Below are 21397 nucleotides of genomic sequence, written 5' to 3'. Positions count from 1 at the left end.
TATATATGTATTAAAATTTAAAACTTATTTATCAGCAATAGCTGCAATACCTGGCAGAACCTTGCCCTCTAGGAATTCCAGAGTAGCACCGCCACCAGTGGAAATATGAGAAATCTGATCAGACAGGCCAGTCTTCTTCAGAGCCGCAATGGAGTCGCCACCGCCTACGATGGAGATAGCACCATTCTTGGTAGCCTCAGCAACAGCCTTGGCAACAGCCAAAGTACCGTTAGCAAAAGCATCAAACTCAAACACACCCATAGGGCCATTCCAAATAACGGTCTTAGCACCCTTCAGAGCCTCAGTATAAAGCTCAGAAGTCTTAGGGCCGCTATCCAGAGCCTCCCAATCCTCAGGAACCTTATCTACGTCTACAATCTGTACATTTGCATCTGGAGCAAACTTATCAGCAACACGCAGATCTACAGGAAGAACAACCTTTACGCCCCTCTTCTTTGCCTTGTCCAACTGAGCCAATGCTTCCTCGAACTTATCCTTCTCACACAGAGACTTACCAATAGGCAGGCCCTTAGCAGCATCAAAGGTATGAGCCATACCACCGCCGATGATAATGGTATCAACCTTGTCGATCATGTTGGAAATAACGCCGATCTTATCAGAAACCTTAGCGCCACCGATGATAGCAACGAATGGACGCTGAGGAGCCTCCAGAGTCTTGCCGATGAAGTTGATTTCCTTCTCCATCAGGAAGCCAGCAACGGACTCAAGGTACTGTGCAACACCAACATTGGCTGCATGAGCACGATGGGAAACACCGAATGCATCGTTTACAGCAATGTCAGCCAGGGATGCCAGCTGCTTAGCAAACTCAGGATCATTCTTCTTCTCTTCCTTGTGGTAACGGAGATTCTCCAGCAGCAGAATCTCGCCTGGCTTCAGCTCAGCTGCAGCCTTCTCAGCCTCTGGACCTACACAATCAGGTGCCCACTTTACATCCTGCTTGAATACCTCAGAGAGGCGCTTCAGAATGTGCTTAGTGGAGAACTTATCCTCACGTGCCTCAGATGGACGGCCGATGTGGCATGCGAGAATAACAGCTGCACCCTGCTCCAGCAAATAAGTTACAGTAGGAACAGTAGCCAAAATACGGGTATCATTGGTAATATTCATGTTCTCATCAAATGGAACATTATAGTCTACACGGCAAAATACCTTTTTGCCCTTAAGATCTACATCTTTAATAGTTTTCTTATTCATGTTCATGGAAAAACATACCTCCGCTAAAATAATAGGGAATACCTTTTTCTTCCATTTTTACAAAAGAAGAAAAGGCCCGGCCCAAACTAATTCCCTCCAGGGAATCAAAGGCCGGACCTCAATGGATCTTTAAATTATTGAGTTACTAGACTCAGAGAATCAGCCCAACTCAGCGAAGTACTTAATGGTACGAACCATCTGGCTGGTGTAGGAGTTCTCGTTGTCATACCAGGATACAACCTGTACCTGAGTCTGGCCGTTGCCGATAGGGCTAACCATGGTCTGGGTAGCATCGAACAGGGAACCAAATCTCATACCAACGATATCGCTGGATACGATCTCATCCTCGTTGTAACCAAAGGACTCAGTAGCCTGAGCCTTCATAGCTGCATTAACCTCATCAACGGTAACTTCCTTGTCAACTACAGCGAAGAGCAGAGTAGTGGAACCAGTAGGAGTTGGAACGCGCTGAGCAGCACCGATGAGCTTGCCCTTCAGCTCTGGGATTACCAGGCCGATAGCCTTTGCAGCACCAGTGGAGTTAGGAACGATGTTTACAGCAGCTGCACGGGAACGACGGAGATCGCCCTTACGCTGAGGACCATCAAGAGTCATCTGATCGCCAGTGTAAGCATGAATGGTAGCCATGATACCGGACTTAATAGGAGCCAGGTCATTCAGAGCCTTAGCCATTGGAGCCAAGCAGTTGGTGGTGCAGGAAGCTGCGGAGATAACCTTGTCGTCCTTGGTCAGAGTCTTGTGGTTTACGTTGTAAACGATAGTAGGGAGGTCGTTGCCTGCTGGAGCAGAGATAACAACCTTCTTTGCGCCTGCCTTCAGATGAGCGGAAGCCTTCTCCTTGGAAGTGTAGAAACCGGTGCACTCCAGAACTACATCAACATCGTGCTTTGCCCAAGGAATCTGGGTAGCATCTGCGCAAGCATAGATCTTGATCTCTTTGCCGTTTACAGTGATGGAATCCTCGCCTGCAGTTACAGCATCAGCGTACTTGTACTTGCCCTGGGAAGAATCATACTTCAGAAGATGTGCAAGCATCTTTGGGCTGGTGAGGTCGTTGATAGCAACAACTTCATAACCCTCTGCATCGAACATCTGACGGAATGCCAAACGACCAATACGACCAAAACCATTAATAGCTACTTTAACTGCCATGTTAAAATTACCCCCTATAATTTATAAAAGAATTGTGTGAAGCTATGCTCTCCGGTAGGAAAACCACCCGCTAATGTGATGTGCAACGGCACACCGGCAATCTTCCAAAGAAGTGCATTTCTTCTCCTTTGATTACCTTAATAATACATTAATTCGAGGTCTATTGTCAATCAATATTCCATAAATTTAACTAATTATAGCATAAGTAATTTCTAACAGTACCCAATTGCATAAAATACGAAAGGAACAATTTTTTCATACCTTATAAAAGTCGAAAATGTATTATCAGTCCTTATAATTCCGATTTGCCGAGTTGCCTATATCCCTAAGGATGTAAATATAATTTGATATGTCAAAGATTCTTGAAATACAGCCTGCGGTCATAACGACTTTTGCTCTGTCCGACTTAATGGCCCTATCTGGTGATTTATTCTAACGCACAGATACCGCTTGTCGCTGAGCCAATTCACAGGAACCGTAATGATAAAAAGTGCCACCGGGGCCACTTTTGCTGCGCAAAAGCAGGAGTCTCCCGACGCAAAAGTGTCATGCCCCTCCTGCTGTTGCCGAATCATCAAGGCTTATAGGTATTGCCAATCTTCGATAATTACGCTACCTTCGTAAAAATCGGTCATTTCAAACAGTGCCAAGGCGGAAAATTGCGATGAATACACTAATGAGCGGTATGGGAGTACCCTGCACAGGTACTCTTCGCGCCTCGGTACTTAGCGATTCATGAGCTTTCGGGGCGTCAGCCACGAATTGCCTCATGAGAGCTTTAGTACCGCTAGGCGAGAAAAGTAGCGAGAGCGTGCCTGAAAGGGTACTCCCATATCGCCATTAATAGGGGATAGTTTTGCACATCAATATAGCGCCGACGTGCCTGTAAGGGTATATGCCATGCCTACGAAAAAAGTATAGATAATTGATGTACTCGGCAAATCAGAATTTACAAAAAGTGCTCACAAAAATGCAATTACATTTTCATGAGCACTAATTTTTTATTTATTCTTTTCCAGCTTCATAATAGCCTGCACGGCAATAGCACATTCCAGGCGCTTTTTCTGAATCTCACAGCCGGTTTCATATGGCTGGCGAATATCTCCGTGGAACAAATCCGCATTGGCATGACACCCACCGGAGCAGAAGAACCGAGCCCAGCAATCCCGGCATTTTTCCTTATTCAGCACATGGCTCTCACGGAAATACTGAGGCCAATGCTGGTCAGTTACCCCCTCATCCAAGGAGCCCAGACGATATTTCTCCCGGCCTACAAACTGATGACACGGATACAAATCCCCATTCTCCGCTACCGCAAAATATTCATGGCCAGCCCCACAGCCAGAAAGTCTTTTAGCTACACATGGGCCATTGGACAAATCCATATTGAAATGGAAGAAGAAGAACCCCTTCCCCTTTCTCCAGCGCTCCAGATATGCCTCTACCAGCTTATCATATTCCTCTGAGATACGAGGCAAATCCTCATCAGTAAAGCCCAAAGGACTATCCTTCAGCACCACTGGCTCCATAGAAAGAATATCAAAGCCCTCGTCATTCATGGACAATACATCCTTGGTAAAGTCCATATTATTCTTGGTATAGGTGCCACGAAGGTAGGTATATACCCCACGATAGTCATAATCTCCGCCCTTGCGGCTATCCAGACACTTGTGGAAATTAGCTACAGCCTTATCATAGCTGCCCTGTCCTCCCACACATGGACGCATGGCATCATGAACCTCCTTGCGGCCATCCAGAGAAAGCACCAGAGAAAATTCATTATCGTTAAGCCATTTGATATTTTCATCATTGAGCAAAATACCATTGGTGGTCAAGGTCAGCTTAAACTTCTTGCCAGTTTCCTTTTCCCGCTGACGAACATATTCCGTAACCGCCTTAACGGTTTTCATATTCATCAGAGGCTCTCCCCCAAAGAAATCCATTTCGCAATGCTTGCGAGGGCCGCTGGCCTCAATGAGAAAATCTACCGCCTTACGGCCGGTTTCCGGACTCATAATCGCCCTTTCCTGGCCATAGCTGCCCCCATCACCGAAGCAATATTTGCAACGGAGATTGCAGTCCTGAGCAATCATCAAGCACAGGGACTTTACCAATCCCTTCTGCTTAAAGGTAGGAGGCACATCCAGATCAGGAGCATAAAGCTGCTGAATCTTCATGAGATAATGAAGTTCCTCCAAAGCCTCCTGCAAATCAGCCTCAGCATATTTGCCTGCCAGCTCTGCCAATACCTCTCCGTCATTTTCCCCATCGAAGTAATCCATGATATCAAAAATCATTTTATCTACAACATGAACAGCCCCGCTATTAATATCCAGCAAAATATACATACCATTCTGGATAAATTTATGGATTTTCTGCTTCATTTCAACCTTCATACGATATCTATCTCTCCTATAAAATTCACAAAATATTTTCGGAAGTTAAGCGAAAAAAGGCTCCCTGCAAAAGGGAGCCTAATCTCTAAACCTTATTTCTTGCTCTCGCAAACCTGGTTGCCAACAGTGCAGGAAGTCTTGCAAGCGGACTGGCAGGATGCCTGGCACTCGCCACAACCGCCAGAATTTCTGGTCAACTGCAAAGTAGGCTGATTAACAGTCTGAATGTGCTTCATAAAGGTAAACCTCCTTCAACATATAAAAATCTAATTCTTATTTTACATTTTTTGCCACTTATATGCAAGCCCCATAGCCTGAGTTGCTGGCATCAAGATAAAATTAACTGGCAAATTAGAGGCCCCAGGAGGAGAAAACTCAAAACTTATCCTCATTTTGCCGCTATATACGCCCAAATCCTCCAGCTCGCTGGTATGGTAGATGTAATCCCGATTCTCAGTAGCAGGAAAACGACTGCCAGTATAATCATCCACCCTGCTATCCCCAAAGTAAAGCTTGGTATCAGGCACATTAAGCAAGAATTTGCGATTCTGCATTTCATCCTTAACCGTCATGGCACCGGCATAAACTCCCCCAAGAGGACACAGCAAATACTGAATATCACTATCCCCCTTAACAGGAATATGCAATTCATACATAATGCCATAATTGCCGTAGTTCTCCGTAACACTGCCATCAGTGGCATCAATACCCTTTCTGTAAATATCCCGCTGATTATCCGCCAAAGGAATAAACACGGCTCCATCCTGCAAAGGATCATACTCCTTAACAGCCCGCACAATGCGGTTCATGCCTTGATAGGTACCCCTGAGACGATGCTCATCCTTAGGAAGTACCTTGGCCTTAGACACAAAATCCAAAGGATTCTCCCCCGGATTGTACATAATCACAGAAAAACGCACTGGCATATCTGTGTGAAAATCATAAATGCCATTTACCAGCTGTCCTGGCTTCACAATGGTATTATTCGCCCCATTGTCCAACAGATTTTTCCGCCCGGCAAAAACAAAAATATCCCTATTTTCCTGACTTTCCATGAACTGCTGTTGAGCAGTCTTGCCCACCCAGAGATAATTGTCACTAGGCTGATTCAAAGCCTGACGGCTCACATGAACCACCGCTGTATATTTACCTTGATTTTCCATAACAACAGCAATCTTCTTATTCTGGTTAGTATTATTCAGATGATAATAGAAAATACGGCCATTACCATCCACCACATCAGAATAGAGAATACCATTTTCCTCTACGTATTCAGGACTATCAGAAAACAGCAAGGTACCCCCATTATCAGAAACCTTTACTGGCCATCTCTTTAATGGCTGAGGGCTGTTCTGCTGCCCTGGCTGCCAATTTACAGAATCCATAGGATGCCAGGATTCCGGCACTCGATTACTGTACTTAGGATGAATACCATCCACATCCATATTAACAGCCAAATCCACTACATCCTGTTTTTGACCAGGCTGCAGCTCTCCCCTGCCCTGAGCAGGCGCAATCTCCACAGTACCCTTATCCTGAACCGGCTGGATAGCCACAGTCTGATTGGTATGATCCTGACCATGTATACGGGCATAGGCCGGTGACATCAGACTACAGCCAACACAGGCCAACACCAATGCTTTTTTCATCCAAAACTTCACTTTGCTTATCGCTCCCTTTTATTCTATCTTATGCTGACTCCATCCCAGTTGGGCAAAAATCCTGCCCTTTAACAATCTCCATTTAAACTCTGTCAACCCAAAGGTAGGATGAGGTATATTTATCCGCTGCAGCTGATAAGGATCTGTATCAAAGGTATTCAGCCCTGCATCGCCTGTTACCGCAGCCAGATATTCCTCCTCCTTCAACATCTGCTCCAAATCCGTAGTATATTTGCCATTAGGATAGGACAGAGTGTAAATGGTTTTCATGCCATTCCACTCCATCAACAGCTTGGACAGCTTTACTTCCTCTCTAGCCTCATCCAGGGACCTACCTGTCAAAGGCAGATGGTTAGCTGTGTGACTGCCGATTTCAATCCCCCGCTTTTCCATATCCTTTAACTGCTGCCAGGACAAATAACCATCTTTGCCAATATCATTAGTCACCATAAAGATGGTAGCCTTCAATCCCCGCTCCTCCAGGATAGGCAAAAGCTCCTTATAATTGCTTTCGTACCCATCATCAAAGGTAAGAATAATTGGCTTTTCCGGCAACTGCAGCAAGCCCTTTTTAGCCCGCAAATAATCCCTAATGGAAATAGTGGTATAGCCCTGTTCCTGTAAGTAGTCCAACTGCTGCTGAAAATCCTCTACAGGCACATTATAGGCATAGGCATCCTTAGGATCATCCTGCTGTACCATATGATATTCCAAAATAGGAAATCCCTCTGGCTCTGGCTGAGACAAAAGATATTGGATACCGCCCCATAAGACCAGCACCACAGCCACAAGAACTCCCAATATATATTTAAGATATTTTGCCAAAAGAAAAATCTCCTTTTTTCACTTTACCTCCCCTGGACTACTATCCGCCAGGGACATTATTTTGCGCAGTCTATTGGCAGCCGCCCCTCGACTAATGCCCAGCATTTCTCCCAGCTCTGATAGGGAAGCATCTGGTTCAGCCAGTCTAAGGCGAGCCATTTCTGCCATTTTAGGAGGCAGCTTGTCCAGCTCGCCCCTGCTTTTCAGCTGATGAATAGCCTGCACCTGAGCCACCGAGGCACTGACTGTACGCTGTAGATTAGCGGTTTCACAGTTTACCAGCCGATTGACCTGATTCCGCACCTCCCGCAGATTACGAGCCACCTCCAGCTGTTCTACCGCCTTAGGAGCCCCCAGCATGGCCAGAAGATCCATAATCTCCTCGCCATCCTTCATATAGACCTGATAATTGTTTTTCCTATCCGTAATCCCTACGGGAAAATCCATTTTTTTCAGCACCTGCATCAAGGTATTGGCAAAGGGATAGCTGTTGGCCACAAACTCCAAATGAGCCTTGGCCTCTGGCCGGTTCACCGTACCTCCCCCAAGAAAAGCTCCTCGCAAATAAGCCTTACGACAGCACTGCCGCCGCAAAAGGCCCTTATCATGACCTACAGAACCTTCATTGTCCCCCAGCATTCCTAGGGATTCCATCAAAGGACGAACCTGAGGGGAGGGAGCTACCCGCAAAAAATAACTGTTATTCTTTTTCAGCCTTTTAGCTCGGCTTACGGTAACCTCCGGCTTTACCTGACCATTGGCCTTCAAAAGCTGCAACACCCTGCGGGCTACAGCCGCATTTTCTGTGACAAAATTCAGGCCCAGATTCATAGCTGGTCCAATGGTCATGGAGGCTCCCATCCGCAAAAGAGCTGCCAGCTCTGCATTTTGACAGCAGGTCTTACGGGTGGAGGCTCTAACCAATTCATTTTTTACTTCTGTTGCAAAAGATGGCATAGCTGCCTCACAGAGTTTCGTACACTACCCGCATAACGCTATCGCACAGCTTCTTGGGGTCATGATGAATTGCATCCTTGGAGGTAATCAAATCCGCCTTAATAATGCCTACCCCCAGCTGATTCAAAGCATCATCATCAACTAACACAGGATAAGCTCCTGTTTCTGCATATTTCTGCTTCAAATCCTCTGGCACCGGTGTTGAGTTCACAATAACATAATCCACAGCATTACGGCCTGCATGATCCATAATAGCCTTTACATGCATGGATGCGGTATAGCCGTCAGTTTCTCCCGGCTGAGTCATCACATTGCAGATATAGATTTTTACCGCCTTACTACGGCAAATGGCATCACCAATGCCCTCCACCAAAAGATTAGGTATCACACTGGTATACAAACTACCTGGCCCCAGCACTATAGCCTCCGCATTGCGAATGGCATCCAAGGAGGACTGCACCGCCTCAGCGTGCTCTGGATAAAGCTTTACCCGATGAATCCTTTTATGAGCCTCTGGAATATGGGATTCACCACATACCACCGTGCCATCCTCCATAATGGCATCCAAACGGACAAATTCCTTGCTGGCTGGCAAAACCTGTCCCTTTACCGCCAGAACCTTAGAGGATTCCTTCAAGGCTGTTTCCACATCTCCCGTTACCTGAGTCATGGCAGCAATAAACAAATTGCCAAAGCTATGACCTGACAGCTCACTGCTGCCCTCAAATCTGTGCTGGAAAAGCTTCTCCATCAAAGGCTCTGTATCCGCCAAGGCCACCAGACAATTCCGCAAATCTCCCGGAGGAATCATGCCCAAATCCTGACGCAGTCTGCCAGATGAACCGCCATCATCAGCCACTGTAACCACAGCAGTAACATTGGAGGTAGCCTGCTTGATACCTCTAAGCAATACTGATAGTCCATGACCTCCGCCTACCACAGTAATAGCAGGCCCCTTGCCCAGCATACGCTTCTCATAGATAAGATCCACCAGCTTCTCAGAAGGGTTGGAGGGCAGCAGCACCGTAATAACTGATTTAATAATAAACTTAGCTGCCACCAGCATAATACTTGCACCAGCAGCCACCATTATCAAGCCGGCAATGGCGGTATATTTATAATCATAACCTCCAGACCATAGATACACCGTTCGGAAAATAGCCTCCTCAATGTGGTCAATATACTTGTAGTTAAAAACCACTGCTATCCCCAGACTGACAATCATTACGCCAGCCGCAAACAAAAGCAGCCATCGCTTGAATTTCATGCCTGGATACAGCCATTTCAACAAGTGCATTTACAACACTCCCTTATACTTCTTCCCGCACATGCTCCCAGACCTCATTCTTCATCAGGTCACGATGCTCCAGCTTTACAATACAGCCCTTTTCCTTCAAAAGCTGATAAATATGGTTGGCAATAAATACAGAACGATGCATACCGCCAGTACAGCCCGCGGCAATAACCAGCTGAGCCTTCCCCTCCTTCTCATACTGAGGAATCAGGAAATTTACCAGATTGTCCAAATGCTGCTTAAACTCCTTGGTAACAGGCCACTGGTCAATATAAGCGGCCACCTCTGGCACCGCACCACTCTTGTGGCGCATGGACTCCACATAGAATGGATTTGGCAGGAAACGCACATCAAAAACCAAATCTGCATCCAAAGGCATACCAAATTTAAACCCAAAGGAAATCACATTAATATTCATCTTTTCTCCCACTCTTGGGGCAAAAAGATGAAGAATCTTTTCCTTCAAATCTATCTTCTTCAAATCTGAAGTATCCACAATATAGGTAGCCTTGTTGCGAACAGAGGCCAGCCTCTCTCTTTCCTTGGCTACACCATCACTGATACGGGAGCTAGGTGCCATAGGATGGCGACGGCGGGTTTCCTTATAACGGCGAATAATGGCTGCATCAGAAGCATCCATAAAAAGCAGTACATAAGGCTGATTATCCCTATCCATATCCTCCAGCACATGGGTAAAGGTATCAAAAAACTCCCTACTGCGAGTATCCACTACCAATACTACCTTGTTGATACTGCCCCCAGACTGCTGACACAGCTCCGCAAATTTAGGAATAAATACCGGTGGCAGATTATCCACCACAAAATAGCCTATATCCTCCAGATAACGGCAGGCTTGGGTTTTGCCACTGCCGGACATACCAGTGACAATGATAAACTCGCAAGTCTTATCCTTTTCCTTCTCTTTTTCCATAATAACCTCCGCTATTTCCTTTACATACAGAAACGCTCCAATGCCTCAGCAACACCATCATGCTCATTATCTGTTACCATATATCTGGCCGCAGCTTTAGCCTCTGCATTGGCATTGCCCATAGCTACGCTGATAGCTACAGATGTCAGCATACTAACATCATTGCTGGAATCTCCAATAGCCAATACCTGCTCACTAGGAATGTTCAGAATCTCCGCCAGCTTGGCAATGGCAGTAGCCTTATTAACCCCTGGCTTAATCAGCTCCACATAGGTAGGAGCAGACTTCATAGCCTCAATACGGCCTCCAAACTTCTTCTGAACCAGCTTGATAACCGCATCTGCCTGCTCTGGAGTATCGGTCATAATCAACATCTTTGGTACATGAACATTATATTTATAAATATCCTGCCCCACAGTCTTGCCCTGCACACCGCAGGCCTTCTGATAATACTGAGCATGCTCATCATTTACAATGAAATACAGTTGGTCATCACTATAGAGATGAATATACAGCTCGCACTCCTGCGCAAAATCCAACAAATCCTTAACCACTGCTTCATCCAGATAGGAAGCATAAAGCTCCTTGCCACCAGCAGTCTTAATGAGAGCACCATTGTAAGTAATAATTGGCACATCCAGCTCCAGCTCCTGAGCATAAGGCAGAGCGGAGGCATACATTCTGCCTGTAGCAATAGTAAAGATTACCCCTGCCTCTACAGCCCGCTTAATCATATGCTTGTTGCCCTTAGAAATCTTGTGCTCATTGTTGAGCAATGTACCATCCATATCTGTAACAAATAATTTTGCCTGCATTTTTATTCTCCTCATGTAAGTGTATTTGTTTTAATTTATATAATATATCTAAATACAAAATATCATATACCCACCATAAAATCTTATGGACTAAAGGTAACGGTTACCGTCTGTCCCTGCTGGATAGCTGTACCTGGGGCAATGCTTTGACTCTTAGCCAGTCCATTGCCCTGAATATCAATCCCCAGCCCCCTCTGTGCCAAGGTCTGGGAAGCTTCCTTAATGCTCATGCCCTGCAAATCCGGCATACCCTTGCCATCATCCACAGGCTTAGGAGCTTCTGGCTTATCCTTGTTCATATCCTCAAAGGTATCACTGGATGGACTGATATGCATAAACCTCAGCAGCTGGGCAAAAATATCCCTGGCTACCGGGGCAGCAATCTGACCACCATAAAAAGCTCCCGCTGATGGATCATCAATAACCACCAGCACCACAATACGAGGGTCCTCCACCGGGGCAAAGCCACAGAAGGAGGCTATATATCTGCCCTCCATATAACCGCTGGTATGCTCATTAATCTTCTGAGCCGTACCTGTTTTACCAGCAATACGATAGCCCTTGACACCAGCCTTGGCGCCGCCGCCTGTAGCAACTACCTGTTCCAGCAAGCCTACAAGGGTTTTGTCTGTGGCAGATTCCAGCACTCTGCCAACCTCTTCCCTGCCAAAGGACTTGTACTCAGTACCGTCAGCATTAGTAATCTCCTTGATGATATGAGGCTTCAACAGCACGCCATCATTGGCAATAGCCGACATAGCTGTAACCAACTGGAGAGGGGTAACGGCAATACTTTGACCAATGGACATGGTAGCCACATCTGAATTTACCATATCCTTAGGGTTAAACAAAATTCCCTCCTGCTCTCCCGGCAGCTCAATACCAGTAAGACGGCCAAAACCGAATTTCTGAGCATATTCCGTCAGCTTTTCCCCGCCTAGCCACAGGCCTACCTGGGCAAAACAGGTATTAATGGAATTTTTTACTACATCAATAAAGGTAACATTGCCAAAGGAGCCTCCATTCCAGTTCTGGATTCTTTTCTCAGAAACATCCACATGACCGGGATCATAAAAGGTCATATTTGGGGAAACAACCCCCTCCTGCAATGCTGCCCCAGCCACAATAGCCTTAAAGGTAGAGCCTGGCTCATAGATAGAAACTACAGCTCTATTGCGCCATGCCTCGCCATTAGCATCTACATCCCAATATTTATTGGGATTGTAGGTAGGTCGAGAGGCCATAGCCAGCACCTCGCCGGTTTTAGGATCCATAACCACCGCTGTAACAGCCTTTGGCTTGTTATCAGCCACAGCCTTATCCAAGGCCTGCTCCACAATAAACTGCATGGTAGCATCCAAGGTCAGGGTAATATTCTTGGAATTATCTCCTCTATATCGCTTCTGAGCCGCCGAAAAAATAGAATCAAAAATAGGACGGCCCCGCATATCAATAAGAATATCAGCCTCCTGAGCCTCACCCTTCAGCAAATCATCAGCAAACTGCTCCATACCAGCCAGACCTACATCATCCGTGCCGATAAACCCCAGCACATTAGCGGCAAGACTATCGTTTGGATAATATCGTTTTACCTCATCATGAAGCTCCAGGCACTCATATCCATGAGCCTCCTTCAGCTCCTTAATGGCTTGTTCCTCATCTATTTCCAGACGCCTTTTCACATAAACAAAAACGCCGCCGGTATCTATATCCTCCTGAATCTCCTCCGGCTTCAATTTGAGAATATCTGCAAGAGATGCTGCTATATCATCTCTATCCTCTGCCTCAACCTTGCTGGGATTGAGAACCAGAGATTTGGCCATACGGCTGATAGCCAGCTCCCGACCATTTCTATCCGTTATTTTTCCCCGGGGAGATTGACGGGATCTATTTTCCTCTGCTATAACTATCGCTCTCTGCTTCAGCTCACTGCCATCCACCAGCTGCAGCCATGCTACACGCACAATCAGAACCAGCATCAGACACCAGGCCCCAAACAACAGATAGCTCAATCTAGTTTGCATTTGATTTCGTTGTTTGTTCACCAATTTAACACTCCATAGTCTCCATCAAAACATATCTATCCTTTTATTTTACACTATATTATGACAAAAGCAAAAGTTTTTTACTAAGCTAGGTTTTTACGGCTTTTGTATGGATAAAAATAAATTTGTTTTGTATACAAAGATATAAGTTTACAAATTATTATTCTTACTGTTATAATATAACGAGAATGGTGGTGATTACAGTATGGATGCTACTGATAGAAGAATTTTAAAAAGATTACAGGAAAATTCCCGCGTAACAGTTTCTGTTCTAAGTCAGGAAATTTCCTTATCCATGCCGGCTATTAGTGAAAGATTGAAAAAGCTGGAAAACACCGGTGTTATTCAGCAGTACACAGCAATTCTAGATCCTGAATTGGTAGACAAACAGCTTATGTGCATTCTCTACATCAGCTTCGAAGATCCTGTTTACGGAGATCATTTTGAGGAGTTTATTGTCAGCGAGCCTGATGTAAAGGAATGTTTCTATATTACAGGTGAATATGACTATGCTCTAAAAATTATCACCAAAAATACCAAGACTCTGGATAAAATAATGACTCGTATCAAAAATCAGGAAGGCATTGCCAGAACTGAAACCATCGTTGTCATGGCCACAATTATTGACCGTCCAACCATCGAAATCGAATAAAATCAAGGACAAAATGAGCATACCGCCCGATAGCCAGAAGCTGTCAGGCGGTATTTTTATTGCCAATACTTTATCACCAATGATATTTTTCGCCACGATTTATCTTAAAACAGCGATATATCTGCTCCACCAGCAAGAGCCTTATCATCTGGTGGGTAAAGGTCATAGGGGAAAAACTCAGCCGGAAATCCGCCGCCTGCCTTACCTCCTCCGATAGGCCAAAGGCCCCCCCAATCAGAAAGGTAATATTGCTGCGGCCCTGAAGAGCCAGGCTATCCAGCTTGGCCGCCAGCTTCTCTGAGGAAAGCTGCTGACCATAAACATCCAGCACAAAAAGATAGCTTCCCTCTGGCACCTGACGCAAAAGCCTTTGTCCCTCCTGTTGCAAGGTCTGTTGCTTTTCCGCCTCAGATGGATTATCCTTCATTTTTTCCTCATTGATTTCCACAATCTTCACATTGGCAAAAGGGCCCAATCTTTTTAGAAATTCATTAATACCTGCTGTCAGATATTTTTCCTTGATTTTGCCAGCCGTTACAACGGTTATCTTCATGAAGCAGCCTCCAAAGCTACATCCACAGTGGATACATTGCCATTCCGCTCATATTTTACCTTGACGGAATCTCCCACCTTGCTATCCAGAATAGTATTCCGCACATCGCTTACCTTGTTGGTTTCCTTATCCCCAATGGACAGAATAATATCCCCACGGCGGAGGCCTGCCTTGTAGGCCGGGCCATTAACAGTAACGCTTTCAATATAGACACCCTTGTCCACATTGAGAATATAGCCATAACGGCCAGCAGTTTCCTTATCAAAAATTCCTACCCCCAGATACGGACGGGTAACCTTACCAGAGGTCATTAGCTCATTGACAATATCCTTTACAGTATTAATAGGAATGGCAAAGCCCATACCCTCAATATCACTGCGGGCAATCTTGGCAGAATTAATACCAATAACCTTGCCATCTGCATTTACCAGAGCACCACCGGAGTTGCCCGGATTAATAGCTGCATCAGTCTGCACAACCTTCAGCACTCTATCATCTATTTCCAGAGAACGATTCAAAGCACTAATAACGCCACTGGTTACACTGCCCTGAAATTCCAGTCCCATAGGATTGCCAATAGCAATAGCCGGCTCACCTACCATAATATCATCAGAATCCCCCAGTTCCGCTGTAGGCAGATCATCAGCATCTACCTTTACCACAGCCAGATCTGTCAGCTCATCTGCACCTACCAGCTTGCCAGACAGGGAACGGCCATCAGACAGGGATACAATAATCTCCTTAGCTCCGCTAATAACATGATTATTAGTAACAATATAGCCATCCTTGCGGAAGATAACCCCAGAGCCTGCGCCCTCTACCTGAACAGGATTGTTAAACCAATCTCTGGCCACAGCCTTGTTGGTAATACCTACCACAGCAGGGCCTACAGCCTTAGCGGCTCTTACCACTGGCGTATTCCGGGCATCAGAAATCTCCTGAGAAGCCGCTGGCTTTTCCTGAGCTGCCGAGCCGGCCTGACCATCAGTACAGCCTCCAAATAATACTGTAGCCACCAGCATCATCCCGGCTACACCTGCAAAGCATTTTTTTGCCATTTTACTACGGTACATAATCCAATCTCCTCCTTTAAGTTAACTGTCAGAAATCCACACTTGTGCTATGATTCTGAGCTGTCATATATATTTCCATATTATTAATGCCATAGCTGTCCAAAACAGATTTCACTGTATCCATAGCCAGCTCTGGCCGATTGTTGGATTCACTAAGATGAGCCAATATCAGCTTCTGAGGCCTCCTTCGCAGCTCTGCCACCACCTGGGCCATCCGTCTGTTAGAAAGATGTCCCAGAGGACCAAGGATACGCTGTTTCAAGTTATAGGGATAACTGCCCTGCTTCAGCATTTCCTCATCATGATTGGCCTCCAACACCAAAACCTGAGCACCCTCCAGCATCTGTTGCAATCTATCATCTACATTGCCTATATCCGTGGCCACCACACAGCGGCTGGTGCCCTGAATAATATAGCCCACAGGCGCAGCGGCATCATGAGGTATATCAAAGGCTCTTACGGCCACCCGCCCAAGCTGAATCCTATCAATAATTGGATTGACACAATCCCCCGGCAGCTCCTCATAACAGCTCATAGCCCGAAAGGTAGCAGGGCGGGAATATATCTGAATGCCATATTTCTTCACCAGATTAGGCAAACCCTTAATATGATCCCCATGCTCATGGGTAATAAAAATACCATCCAGCATTTCTACACTTTCCCCCAGAGCCGCCAGCTCCTGCTTAATCCGTCTGGCACTAATTCCTGCATCTATTAATATTCTTATACCATCCATTTCCACAAAGGTAGCATTCCCCTTGCTGCCACTGGCTAGTACAGCAACCTGCATAATCTATCATCACTCCACACTTCTATAATATACTCAAGAATACTGTAAAATGGCTGTAAAGTCAAAATATCCCCATATCCTCTAATTTGTGAAATTTTGTTCATATATATGTTGTATGTTTTTCCATTTGTCTTACTCTTTAACTAATTGAAACTAATATTGAACACTCTGTTCATTCTGCTAACAATTCGTGTTTTTAGTAGACTATTGAATATATTTAATAAAGTTTAATTAAAAAAAGATACAATTTTATATTGACTTGTATAACCATTTATGCTAATATAATGACAAGATAAGTTTACAAAATTTATGTAGCTTACCACCTGCAAGGTTGTTTTTTTCCAACGCCATTTCTCGACCTTGCAGTTAAGGTGATGTATTCCCTATAGTACATCCCCTATAGTCAATCCCTTTCAGCCCTCAGCGCTTATCTGAGGGTATTTTTTTGTCCCAAAATGACTAAAAGCTTGCCAGAGCACAACACACTCATGGCAAGCTTTTTTCATGAATTATTTCCAGCCGGCGAACCCCAACCTAATAGATACCTGCAGCCATCCTAACCTGCACCATTAATGGCGCAAAGCAGAAGCCTTCTCCTGGCAGTGAGGACAGCGGCCAAAGAAATACAGCTGACGGCCCGAAAGCTGGTAGCCAGTTTTGGCCTCCACCCCGTTCATCAAGCCTTCATCCTGAAAATCAAAAATATCATCCACACGATTACATTCAGTACAGCGAATATGAGGATGGTTGCCTGTTTCCGCATCGTAGCGATAGCTGTCCTCCCCTACATTCAACACCTGAATCAAGCCCAGCTCCGCAAAAATATCCATAGTCTTGTACACTGTGGCCAGACTCATAGTTGGATAGCTAGGCTGCAGCATATTGTACAGCATTTCCGCATTGGGATGGCTTTTGGTGCTGGATAAGGCATCGTATACCGCCAATCTCTGGGGGGTAACCTTGAAGCCTTTTTCCCGCAAAATTTTGGTTACAGCTTCTGTTCCTAACATGGTATTTCCTCCGTTCTAGCAAATAATAATTATCCATTTAAAAGAATTACTAATAAGTTAATTTTACTTTATAAAGTAAAATCTGTCAATTTCTTTCCAGATATTTTACAGATAAAAAGTTATTCACAATGTATTGCATTTGTTTAACAAAATTATGCACAAAAAAGCCAGCCTAATTGCTTAGGCCAGCCATCTTCATACATCAAATAAATCTAATCTGTGCATTGAGGTTTATATATTTTAGCAGTGTTTCTATATATGATAGGATTTTTTGTAACATAGTAACAAAGAAGCCCTGACATCCTTTATAAAAACTTCCCTTTTGTTAGAATAATAAACAGATAGTAAGAGATTTTTGATTGTTTTGTCAGAAGTCTTGAGAACTTTTTTCGGATTGTTTTAACATTTTAGAGAGGGGAGAGAATTGTTGTGAGCAATTCCAAGGATGTCAAGGGCCATTTTGTTATTTTGGAGGGTGAGAAGTTCTATAAGCTGGAAAACTATGACCGTATGGATGATTTCTTTATGACTATTACCAGCTCCAGCGATGTATGGAATTTTCTGTGGGCAAAGGGAGGTATTACTGCCGGCAGGAAGAATGCTGACCATGCCATTTTCCAGTATGGTACGGCGGACAGGATTGCCGACTACAAGTACACCACCGGCTCCTATACGGCGATTCAGGTGGAAACGGCAGAGGGAGTGACTCTGTGGGAGCCTTTTGGCAGGTTTTTGCAGGGGACCGGGGCGGCAGGTATCCCGGAGGATGGTGTGCAGTACAGCCTGTACAAAAATATCAACGGCTCCAAGGTGATTTTTGAGGCACGCAATGAGGCACTGCAGCTGGTATTCCGCTATGGCTGGACTTCCGGCAGGCGTTTTGGTCTGGTCAAGCTGGCAAAGGTTATCAATATCAGTGCTAAGCCTCAGAAGGTGCGCGTTTTGGATGGTGCCAGAAATATCCTGCCTGCCATTGTGGATGCTTCCTTGCAGAACAATATGTCCGTGTTGGTGGATGCATACAAGAGTACGGAACTAGATCAGGAGTCGGGGCTGGCCATATTTGCCCTTTCCTCTGCCCTGACGGACAGGGCGGAGCCAAATGAGGCACTACTTGCGAATACCTGCTGGTTTACCACTTCTGATGCGGTGTATATTTCTGATGGGGTGATACAGGATTTTGCTGTAGGCAGGAAGCTAATAGAAACCGATATTGTAAAGGGCGGCAGGGGCAGCTGCTTCATTCTCCACGAGTCTGAGCTGGCAGCTGGTTCAGAGGACAGCTGGGCAAGTGCTTTTGACCATTCTCGGACTGCTGCTGATATTGTGGAGCTGAAAAAGGTACTTGCCGACAGGAACGAGGCGGCAAGGCTTCTGGCAAAGGATATTGAGGCTACAGAAGAGGAGCTGGACAGGTTTATTGGGGAGGCTGACGGTATTCAGTCCACCGCTGACGAGATGGCCTGTGTCCACCATCGTACCAATGTGATTTTCAATATCATGCGGGGTGGCTTTTTTGCTAATGATGGCAGGATTGATGTGGCAGATTTTCTCGCTTTTGTGAAACAGCGCAGCGTTGCTGAATATGACAAGGCGGCAAGGCTGCTGGCTGATATGTCCATGGCAGGGGAGCTGCTAGAGAAAAAGCTGCTGAAGGAATTGATTGTGGCCACTGGTGACAGCCAGCTGCTCAGGCTGTATATGGAATATCTGCCGGTGATTTTTTCCCGCAGGCACGGGGATCCTTCTCGTCCGTGGAATAAGTTCAATATTGCCCTGACTGATGCTGCCGGCAACCAGGTGCTGAACTACGAGGGCAATTGGCGTGATATTTTTCAGAACTGGGAAGCCTTGCTGATGTCCTACCCTGAATATATTGCCAATGTTGTGGCGAAATTCGTCAATGCCATGACCATTGACGGCTTCAATCCTTATCGCATTTCCCGGGAGGGAATTGACTGGGAGTGTCCAGATCCTTCGGACCCTTGGGCGCAGTTTGGCTATTGGGGCGATCATCAGGTGATTTATCTCCAGAAGCTCCTGGAGCTTTTGGCAGACTATGATGCCGCTTTGCTGGATAATTACCTGTCTGCCAAGCTGTTTTCCACTGCCAATGTACCATATAGGCTGAAAAGCTATGAGGAAATTTGCCAGGATCCAAGAAATTCCTTGATTTTTGACAAGGACCTCAGTGATGAGCTTCTGAGAAAGGCAGAGTCCCTTGGTTCTGATCAGAAGCTAATACAGGATAAGGAAGGCAGAGTGGCACTGGTGAACCTGACTGCCAAGCTTTTGCAGCTGGTGATTGCCAAGGCTGCAAATCTTGTGCCTGGCGGCGGTGTTTGGATGAATACTCAGCGGCCTGAGTGGAATGATGCAAACAATGCTTTGGCAGGCTGGGGCTTGTCTATGGTAACTACCTGCTACATGGAGCGGATGCTGAAATTTCTGATAGATATTTATGGTCGTCATAGTGAAGCTGTTTATGAGATACCTGCTACAATGGCAGCATGTATGCAGGAGTTGAAAAAGCTTTATGCAGGTGCAGCAAGCATGGAAGCAGGGAATACAGTCTTTGCGGAGGCGTCCAGCCGCAAGGCCTTTACTGACAAAGCAGGCATGATTTTCCAGCAGGAAAGGGACAGCCTGTATAGAGGGGATTATGGGACTGGCGATACCCAGGTGTCCGGCGAGGAGCTAAAAGAATTTTATCGGCTGGTTGAGCGGGTGGTATCCGGGACAATTTGCTGCAATAAGCGACAGGATGGGCTTTATCATACCTATAACACCCTGAGAATTGACAAGGGAGGCATGGAGATAGAGCATTTGCAGGAAATGCTGGAGGGGCAGGTGGCTGTACTGTCCAGCGGGCTTCTGACCTCCGGGGAGGCAGTGGAAATCTGCACTGCTCTCAGGCATAGCGGCATGTACGAGGATAGGCAGAATTCTTATATGCTTTATCCAAATAAGAATTTGCAGGGCTTTTTGGCAAAGAACCGCATCACACCTGACAGAGCAAAGGGATTGGAGAGTTATCTGGATCAGGATTTGGCTGGATTCTATCATTTTCCTGCCTGCTGCCAGAATGAGGAAAAGCTCATGGGCTGGCTGGAGACTCAGGCTTCCATGGAGGCTGCTGACAGGGAGAAGCTTTTGGCACTTTATGAGGAAGTCTTTAATCACCATGCCTTTACGGGCAGGTCGGGCACCTTCTATGCCTACGAAGGTCTTGGCAGCATCTACTGGCACATGGTAGCCAAGCTACTGGTAGCTGTGCAGGAAAATGCCTTGCGCTCCCTGGCTGATAAGGATGGCTATGGGGAAAAGCTGAAATCTCTGTACCAGGAAATCAAGGCAGGTCTAGGCGGTTCTGCCAAGTTACCTGAGGTATATGGAGCTTTTCCTTTTGATGCTTATTCCCATACCCCTTATCATAAGGGGGCCTGCCAGCCGGGCATGACGGGACAGGTAAAGGAAGAAATTCTCACCCGCTGGGGGGAGCTGGGCATTAGAATCGAGAAAGGTTGTGCTGTATTTATGCCGCAGCTTCTGACTGATGCTGAAATGGGCGATACCGGACTGGGCTTTAGCTGGTGCGGTGTGCCGGTGAGCTACCGCCGTGGTGCGGCAAAGCTGATTGTAAGCATGGCAGATGGCACAGTGAAAGAATTTGACGACTGTGTGCTGCCTAGGATGTACAGTGAAATACTGTTCAGCCGTAGCCATGCTATAGAAAGCATTGAAGTCAGCTTTTAACAGCTTTTAACTATTTTGCCTTGCGGCAATCTGATTACCATCAATTTTTTCTGTAAATAATAAAAATACCTGTCCTAGGCCTTAAACTAAAAAACTCCTCTCTTCGAAATAAAGAGGGGAGTTTTTTGCTCTATTCAATTAAAGTAATTGCAAGACTTTATCAGTCAATTATGCTATAATAAATTCGGTGCTGCCATAACGGTAGGCGGTTGGCCCTCTACGGAGGGACTGTGACCCTCCGATTATAT

The 21397-nt window shown here is 45.7% G+C and carries 17 protein-coding genes; 2 read left to right on the top strand and 15 right to left on the bottom strand.

Going from position 1 to position 21397, the window contains the following annotated elements; genetic code table 11:
• Nucleotides 1-24: 24 nt before the first annotated feature.
• The 11 genes from I6E26_RS05025 to I6E26_RS04975 all read right to left on the bottom strand — a co-directional run bounded on the left by I6E26_RS05025 (nucleotide 25) and on the right by I6E26_RS04975 (nucleotide 13294).
• Nucleotides 25-1218 (bottom strand): phosphoglycerate kinase, encoded by a 1194-nt coding sequence (locus I6E26_RS05025; protein WP_235320775.1) that lies wholly within the window; start codon nucleotides 1216-1218, stop codon nucleotides 25-27.
• Nucleotides 1219-1377: 159 nt separating this feature from the next.
• Complete coding sequence (gene gap / locus I6E26_RS05020) at nucleotides 1378-2391, bottom strand: type I glyceraldehyde-3-phosphate dehydrogenase (RefSeq protein ID WP_235320766.1); 1014 nt, start codon at nucleotides 2389-2391, stop codon at nucleotides 1378-1380.
• A gap of 1001 nt (nucleotides 2392-3392) precedes the next feature.
• The gene (gene scfB / locus I6E26_RS05015; protein ID WP_235320774.1) at nucleotides 3393-4775 is read right to left on the bottom strand and encodes a thioether cross-link-forming SCIFF peptide maturase; all 1383 of its coding nucleotides are present in this window, start codon (nucleotides 4773-4775) and stop codon (nucleotides 3393-3395) included.
• A gap of 104 nt (nucleotides 4776-4879) precedes the next feature.
• Entirely contained in the window at nucleotides 4880-5023 is a 144-nt protein-coding gene (scfA, locus tag I6E26_RS05010; RefSeq protein ID WP_235320765.1) for a six-cysteine ranthipeptide SCIFF, read from the bottom strand.
• 42 nt (nucleotides 5024-5065) lie between these two features.
• The gene (locus tag I6E26_RS05005) at nucleotides 5066-6436 is read right to left on the bottom strand and encodes a copper amine oxidase (protein ID WP_235320764.1); all 1371 of its coding nucleotides are present in this window, start codon (nucleotides 6434-6436) and stop codon (nucleotides 5066-5068) included.
• A 30-nt stretch (nucleotides 6437-6466) separates the two neighbouring features.
• Nucleotides 6467-7273, bottom strand: coding sequence for a polysaccharide deacetylase family protein (locus tag I6E26_RS05000; RefSeq protein ID WP_235320763.1), 807 nt, complete (start codon nucleotides 7271-7273; stop codon nucleotides 6467-6469).
• Between the two features lie 18 nt (nucleotides 7274-7291).
• Nucleotides 7292-8230: a DNA-binding protein WhiA gene (gene whiA / locus I6E26_RS04995; protein ID WP_235320762.1), complete on the bottom strand. Its 939-nt coding sequence runs from the start codon at nucleotides 8228-8230 to the stop codon at nucleotides 7292-7294.
• A 7-nt stretch (nucleotides 8231-8237) separates the two neighbouring features.
• Complete coding sequence (locus I6E26_RS04990; protein WP_235320761.1) at nucleotides 8238-9527, bottom strand: gluconeogenesis factor YvcK family protein; 1290 nt, start codon at nucleotides 9525-9527, stop codon at nucleotides 8238-8240.
• A 13-nt stretch (nucleotides 9528-9540) separates the two neighbouring features.
• Nucleotides 9541-10455, bottom strand: a complete 915-nt coding sequence (gene rapZ / locus I6E26_RS04985) for an RNase adapter RapZ (protein ID WP_235320760.1) — start codon at nucleotides 10453-10455, stop codon at nucleotides 9541-9543.
• A gap of 20 nt (nucleotides 10456-10475) precedes the next feature.
• On the bottom strand, nucleotides 10476-11270 hold the full coding sequence (locus I6E26_RS04980) for a Cof-type HAD-IIB family hydrolase (RefSeq protein ID WP_235320759.1): 795 nt from the start codon (nucleotides 11268-11270) through the stop codon (nucleotides 10476-10478).
• Between the two features lie 83 nt (nucleotides 11271-11353).
• Nucleotides 11354-13294: a penicillin-binding protein gene (locus I6E26_RS04975; protein ID WP_268824801.1), complete on the bottom strand. Its 1941-nt coding sequence runs from the start codon at nucleotides 13292-13294 to the stop codon at nucleotides 11354-11356.
• Between the two features lie 226 nt (nucleotides 13295-13520).
• Between I6E26_RS04975 and I6E26_RS04970 the strand changes: the two genes are divergently transcribed.
• Entirely contained in the window at nucleotides 13521-13967 is a 447-nt protein-coding gene (locus tag I6E26_RS04970) for an Lrp/AsnC family transcriptional regulator (RefSeq protein WP_235320758.1), read from the top strand.
• Nucleotides 13968-14040: 73 nt separating this feature from the next.
• On the opposite strand, the gene rlmH is transcribed toward I6E26_RS04970, so the two are convergent.
• The 4 genes from rlmH to I6E26_RS04950 all read right to left on the bottom strand — a co-directional run bounded on the left by rlmH (nucleotide 14041) and on the right by I6E26_RS04950 (nucleotide 17393).
• A complete protein-coding gene (gene rlmH / locus I6E26_RS04965; RefSeq protein ID WP_235320757.1) occupies nucleotides 14041-14520 on the bottom strand; it encodes a 23S rRNA (pseudouridine(1915)-N(3))-methyltransferase RlmH in 480 nt (159 codons plus the stop codon).
• Nucleotides 14517-15593, bottom strand: coding sequence for a S1C family serine protease (locus I6E26_RS04960; protein WP_235320756.1), 1077 nt, complete (start codon nucleotides 15591-15593; stop codon nucleotides 14517-14519). The genes rlmH and I6E26_RS04960 overlap by 4 nt, the downstream gene beginning before the upstream one ends.
• A gap of 28 nt (nucleotides 15594-15621) precedes the next feature.
• Nucleotides 15622-16383, bottom strand: a complete 762-nt coding sequence (locus I6E26_RS04955) for an MBL fold metallo-hydrolase (RefSeq protein WP_235320755.1) — start codon at nucleotides 16381-16383, stop codon at nucleotides 15622-15624.
• A gap of 569 nt (nucleotides 16384-16952) precedes the next feature.
• A complete protein-coding gene (locus I6E26_RS04950) occupies nucleotides 16953-17393 on the bottom strand; it encodes a Fur family transcriptional regulator (RefSeq protein WP_235320754.1) in 441 nt (146 codons plus the stop codon).
• A gap of 429 nt (nucleotides 17394-17822) precedes the next feature.
• Between I6E26_RS04950 and I6E26_RS04945 the strand changes: the two genes are divergently transcribed.
• Nucleotides 17823-21149, top strand: coding sequence for a hypothetical protein (locus I6E26_RS04945; RefSeq protein ID WP_235320753.1), 3327 nt, complete (start codon nucleotides 17823-17825; stop codon nucleotides 21147-21149).
• Nucleotides 21150-21397 lie beyond the last annotated feature (248 nt).

This window comes from Anaerovibrio lipolyticus (assembly GCF_021531495.1).
Taxonomy (GTDB): domain Bacteria; phylum Bacillota; class Negativicutes; order Selenomonadales; family Selenomonadaceae; genus Anaerovibrio.
This window is presented reverse-complemented; position numbering and strand designations above follow the sequence as displayed.

What these genes read in the sequence shown, in the direction of transcription:
- whiA (WP_235320762.1), bottom strand. Translation starts at nt 8,230, where the DNA reads ATGCCATCTTTTGCAACAGAAGTAAAAAATGAATTGGTTAGAGCCTCC.
- I6E26_RS04950 (WP_235320754.1), bottom strand. Translation starts at nt 17,393, where the DNA reads ATGTTAGGAACAGAAGCTGTAACCAAAATTTTGCGGGAAAAAGGCTTC.
- I6E26_RS04960 (WP_235320756.1), bottom strand. Translation starts at nt 15,593, where the DNA reads ATGTACCGTAGTAAAATGGCAAAAAAATGCTTTGCAGGTGTAGCCGGG.
- rlmH (WP_235320757.1), bottom strand. Translation starts at nt 14,520, where the DNA reads ATGAAGATAACCGTTGTAACGGCTGGCAAAATCAAGGAAAAATATCTG.
- I6E26_RS04975 (WP_268824801.1), bottom strand. Translation starts at nt 13,294, where the DNA reads ATGCAAACTAGATTGAGCTATCTGTTGTTTGGGGCCTGGTGTCTGATG.
- rapZ (WP_235320760.1), bottom strand. Translation starts at nt 10,455, where the DNA reads ATGGAAAAAGAGAAGGAAAAGGATAAGACTTGCGAGTTTATCATTGTC.
- I6E26_RS04955 (WP_235320755.1), bottom strand. Translation starts at nt 16,383, where the DNA reads ATGCAGGTTGCTGTACTAGCCAGTGGCAGCAAGGGGAATGCTACCTTT.
- scfB (WP_235320774.1), bottom strand. Translation starts at nt 4,775, where the DNA reads ATGAAGCAGAAAATCCATAAATTTATCCAGAATGGTATGTATATTTTG.
- I6E26_RS04970 (WP_235320758.1), top strand. Translation starts at nt 13,521, where the DNA reads ATGGATGCTACTGATAGAAGAATTTTAAAAAGATTACAGGAAAATTCC.
- I6E26_RS05005 (WP_235320764.1), bottom strand. Translation starts at nt 6,436, where the DNA reads ATGAAAAAAGCATTGGTGTTGGCCTGTGTTGGCTGTAGTCTGATGTCA.
- I6E26_RS04980 (WP_235320759.1), bottom strand. Translation starts at nt 11,270, where the DNA reads ATGCAGGCAAAATTATTTGTTACAGATATGGATGGTACATTGCTCAAC.
- scfA (WP_235320765.1), bottom strand. Translation starts at nt 5,023, where the DNA reads ATGAAGCACATTCAGACTGTTAATCAGCCTACTTTGCAGTTGACCAGA.
- I6E26_RS05025 (WP_235320775.1), bottom strand. Translation starts at nt 1,218, where the DNA reads ATGAATAAGAAAACTATTAAAGATGTAGATCTTAAGGGCAAAAAGGTA.
- gap (WP_235320766.1), bottom strand. Translation starts at nt 2,391, where the DNA reads ATGGCAGTTAAAGTAGCTATTAATGGTTTTGGTCGTATTGGTCGTTTG.
- I6E26_RS04990 (WP_235320761.1), bottom strand. Translation starts at nt 9,527, where the DNA reads ATGCACTTGTTGAAATGGCTGTATCCAGGCATGAAATTCAAGCGATGG.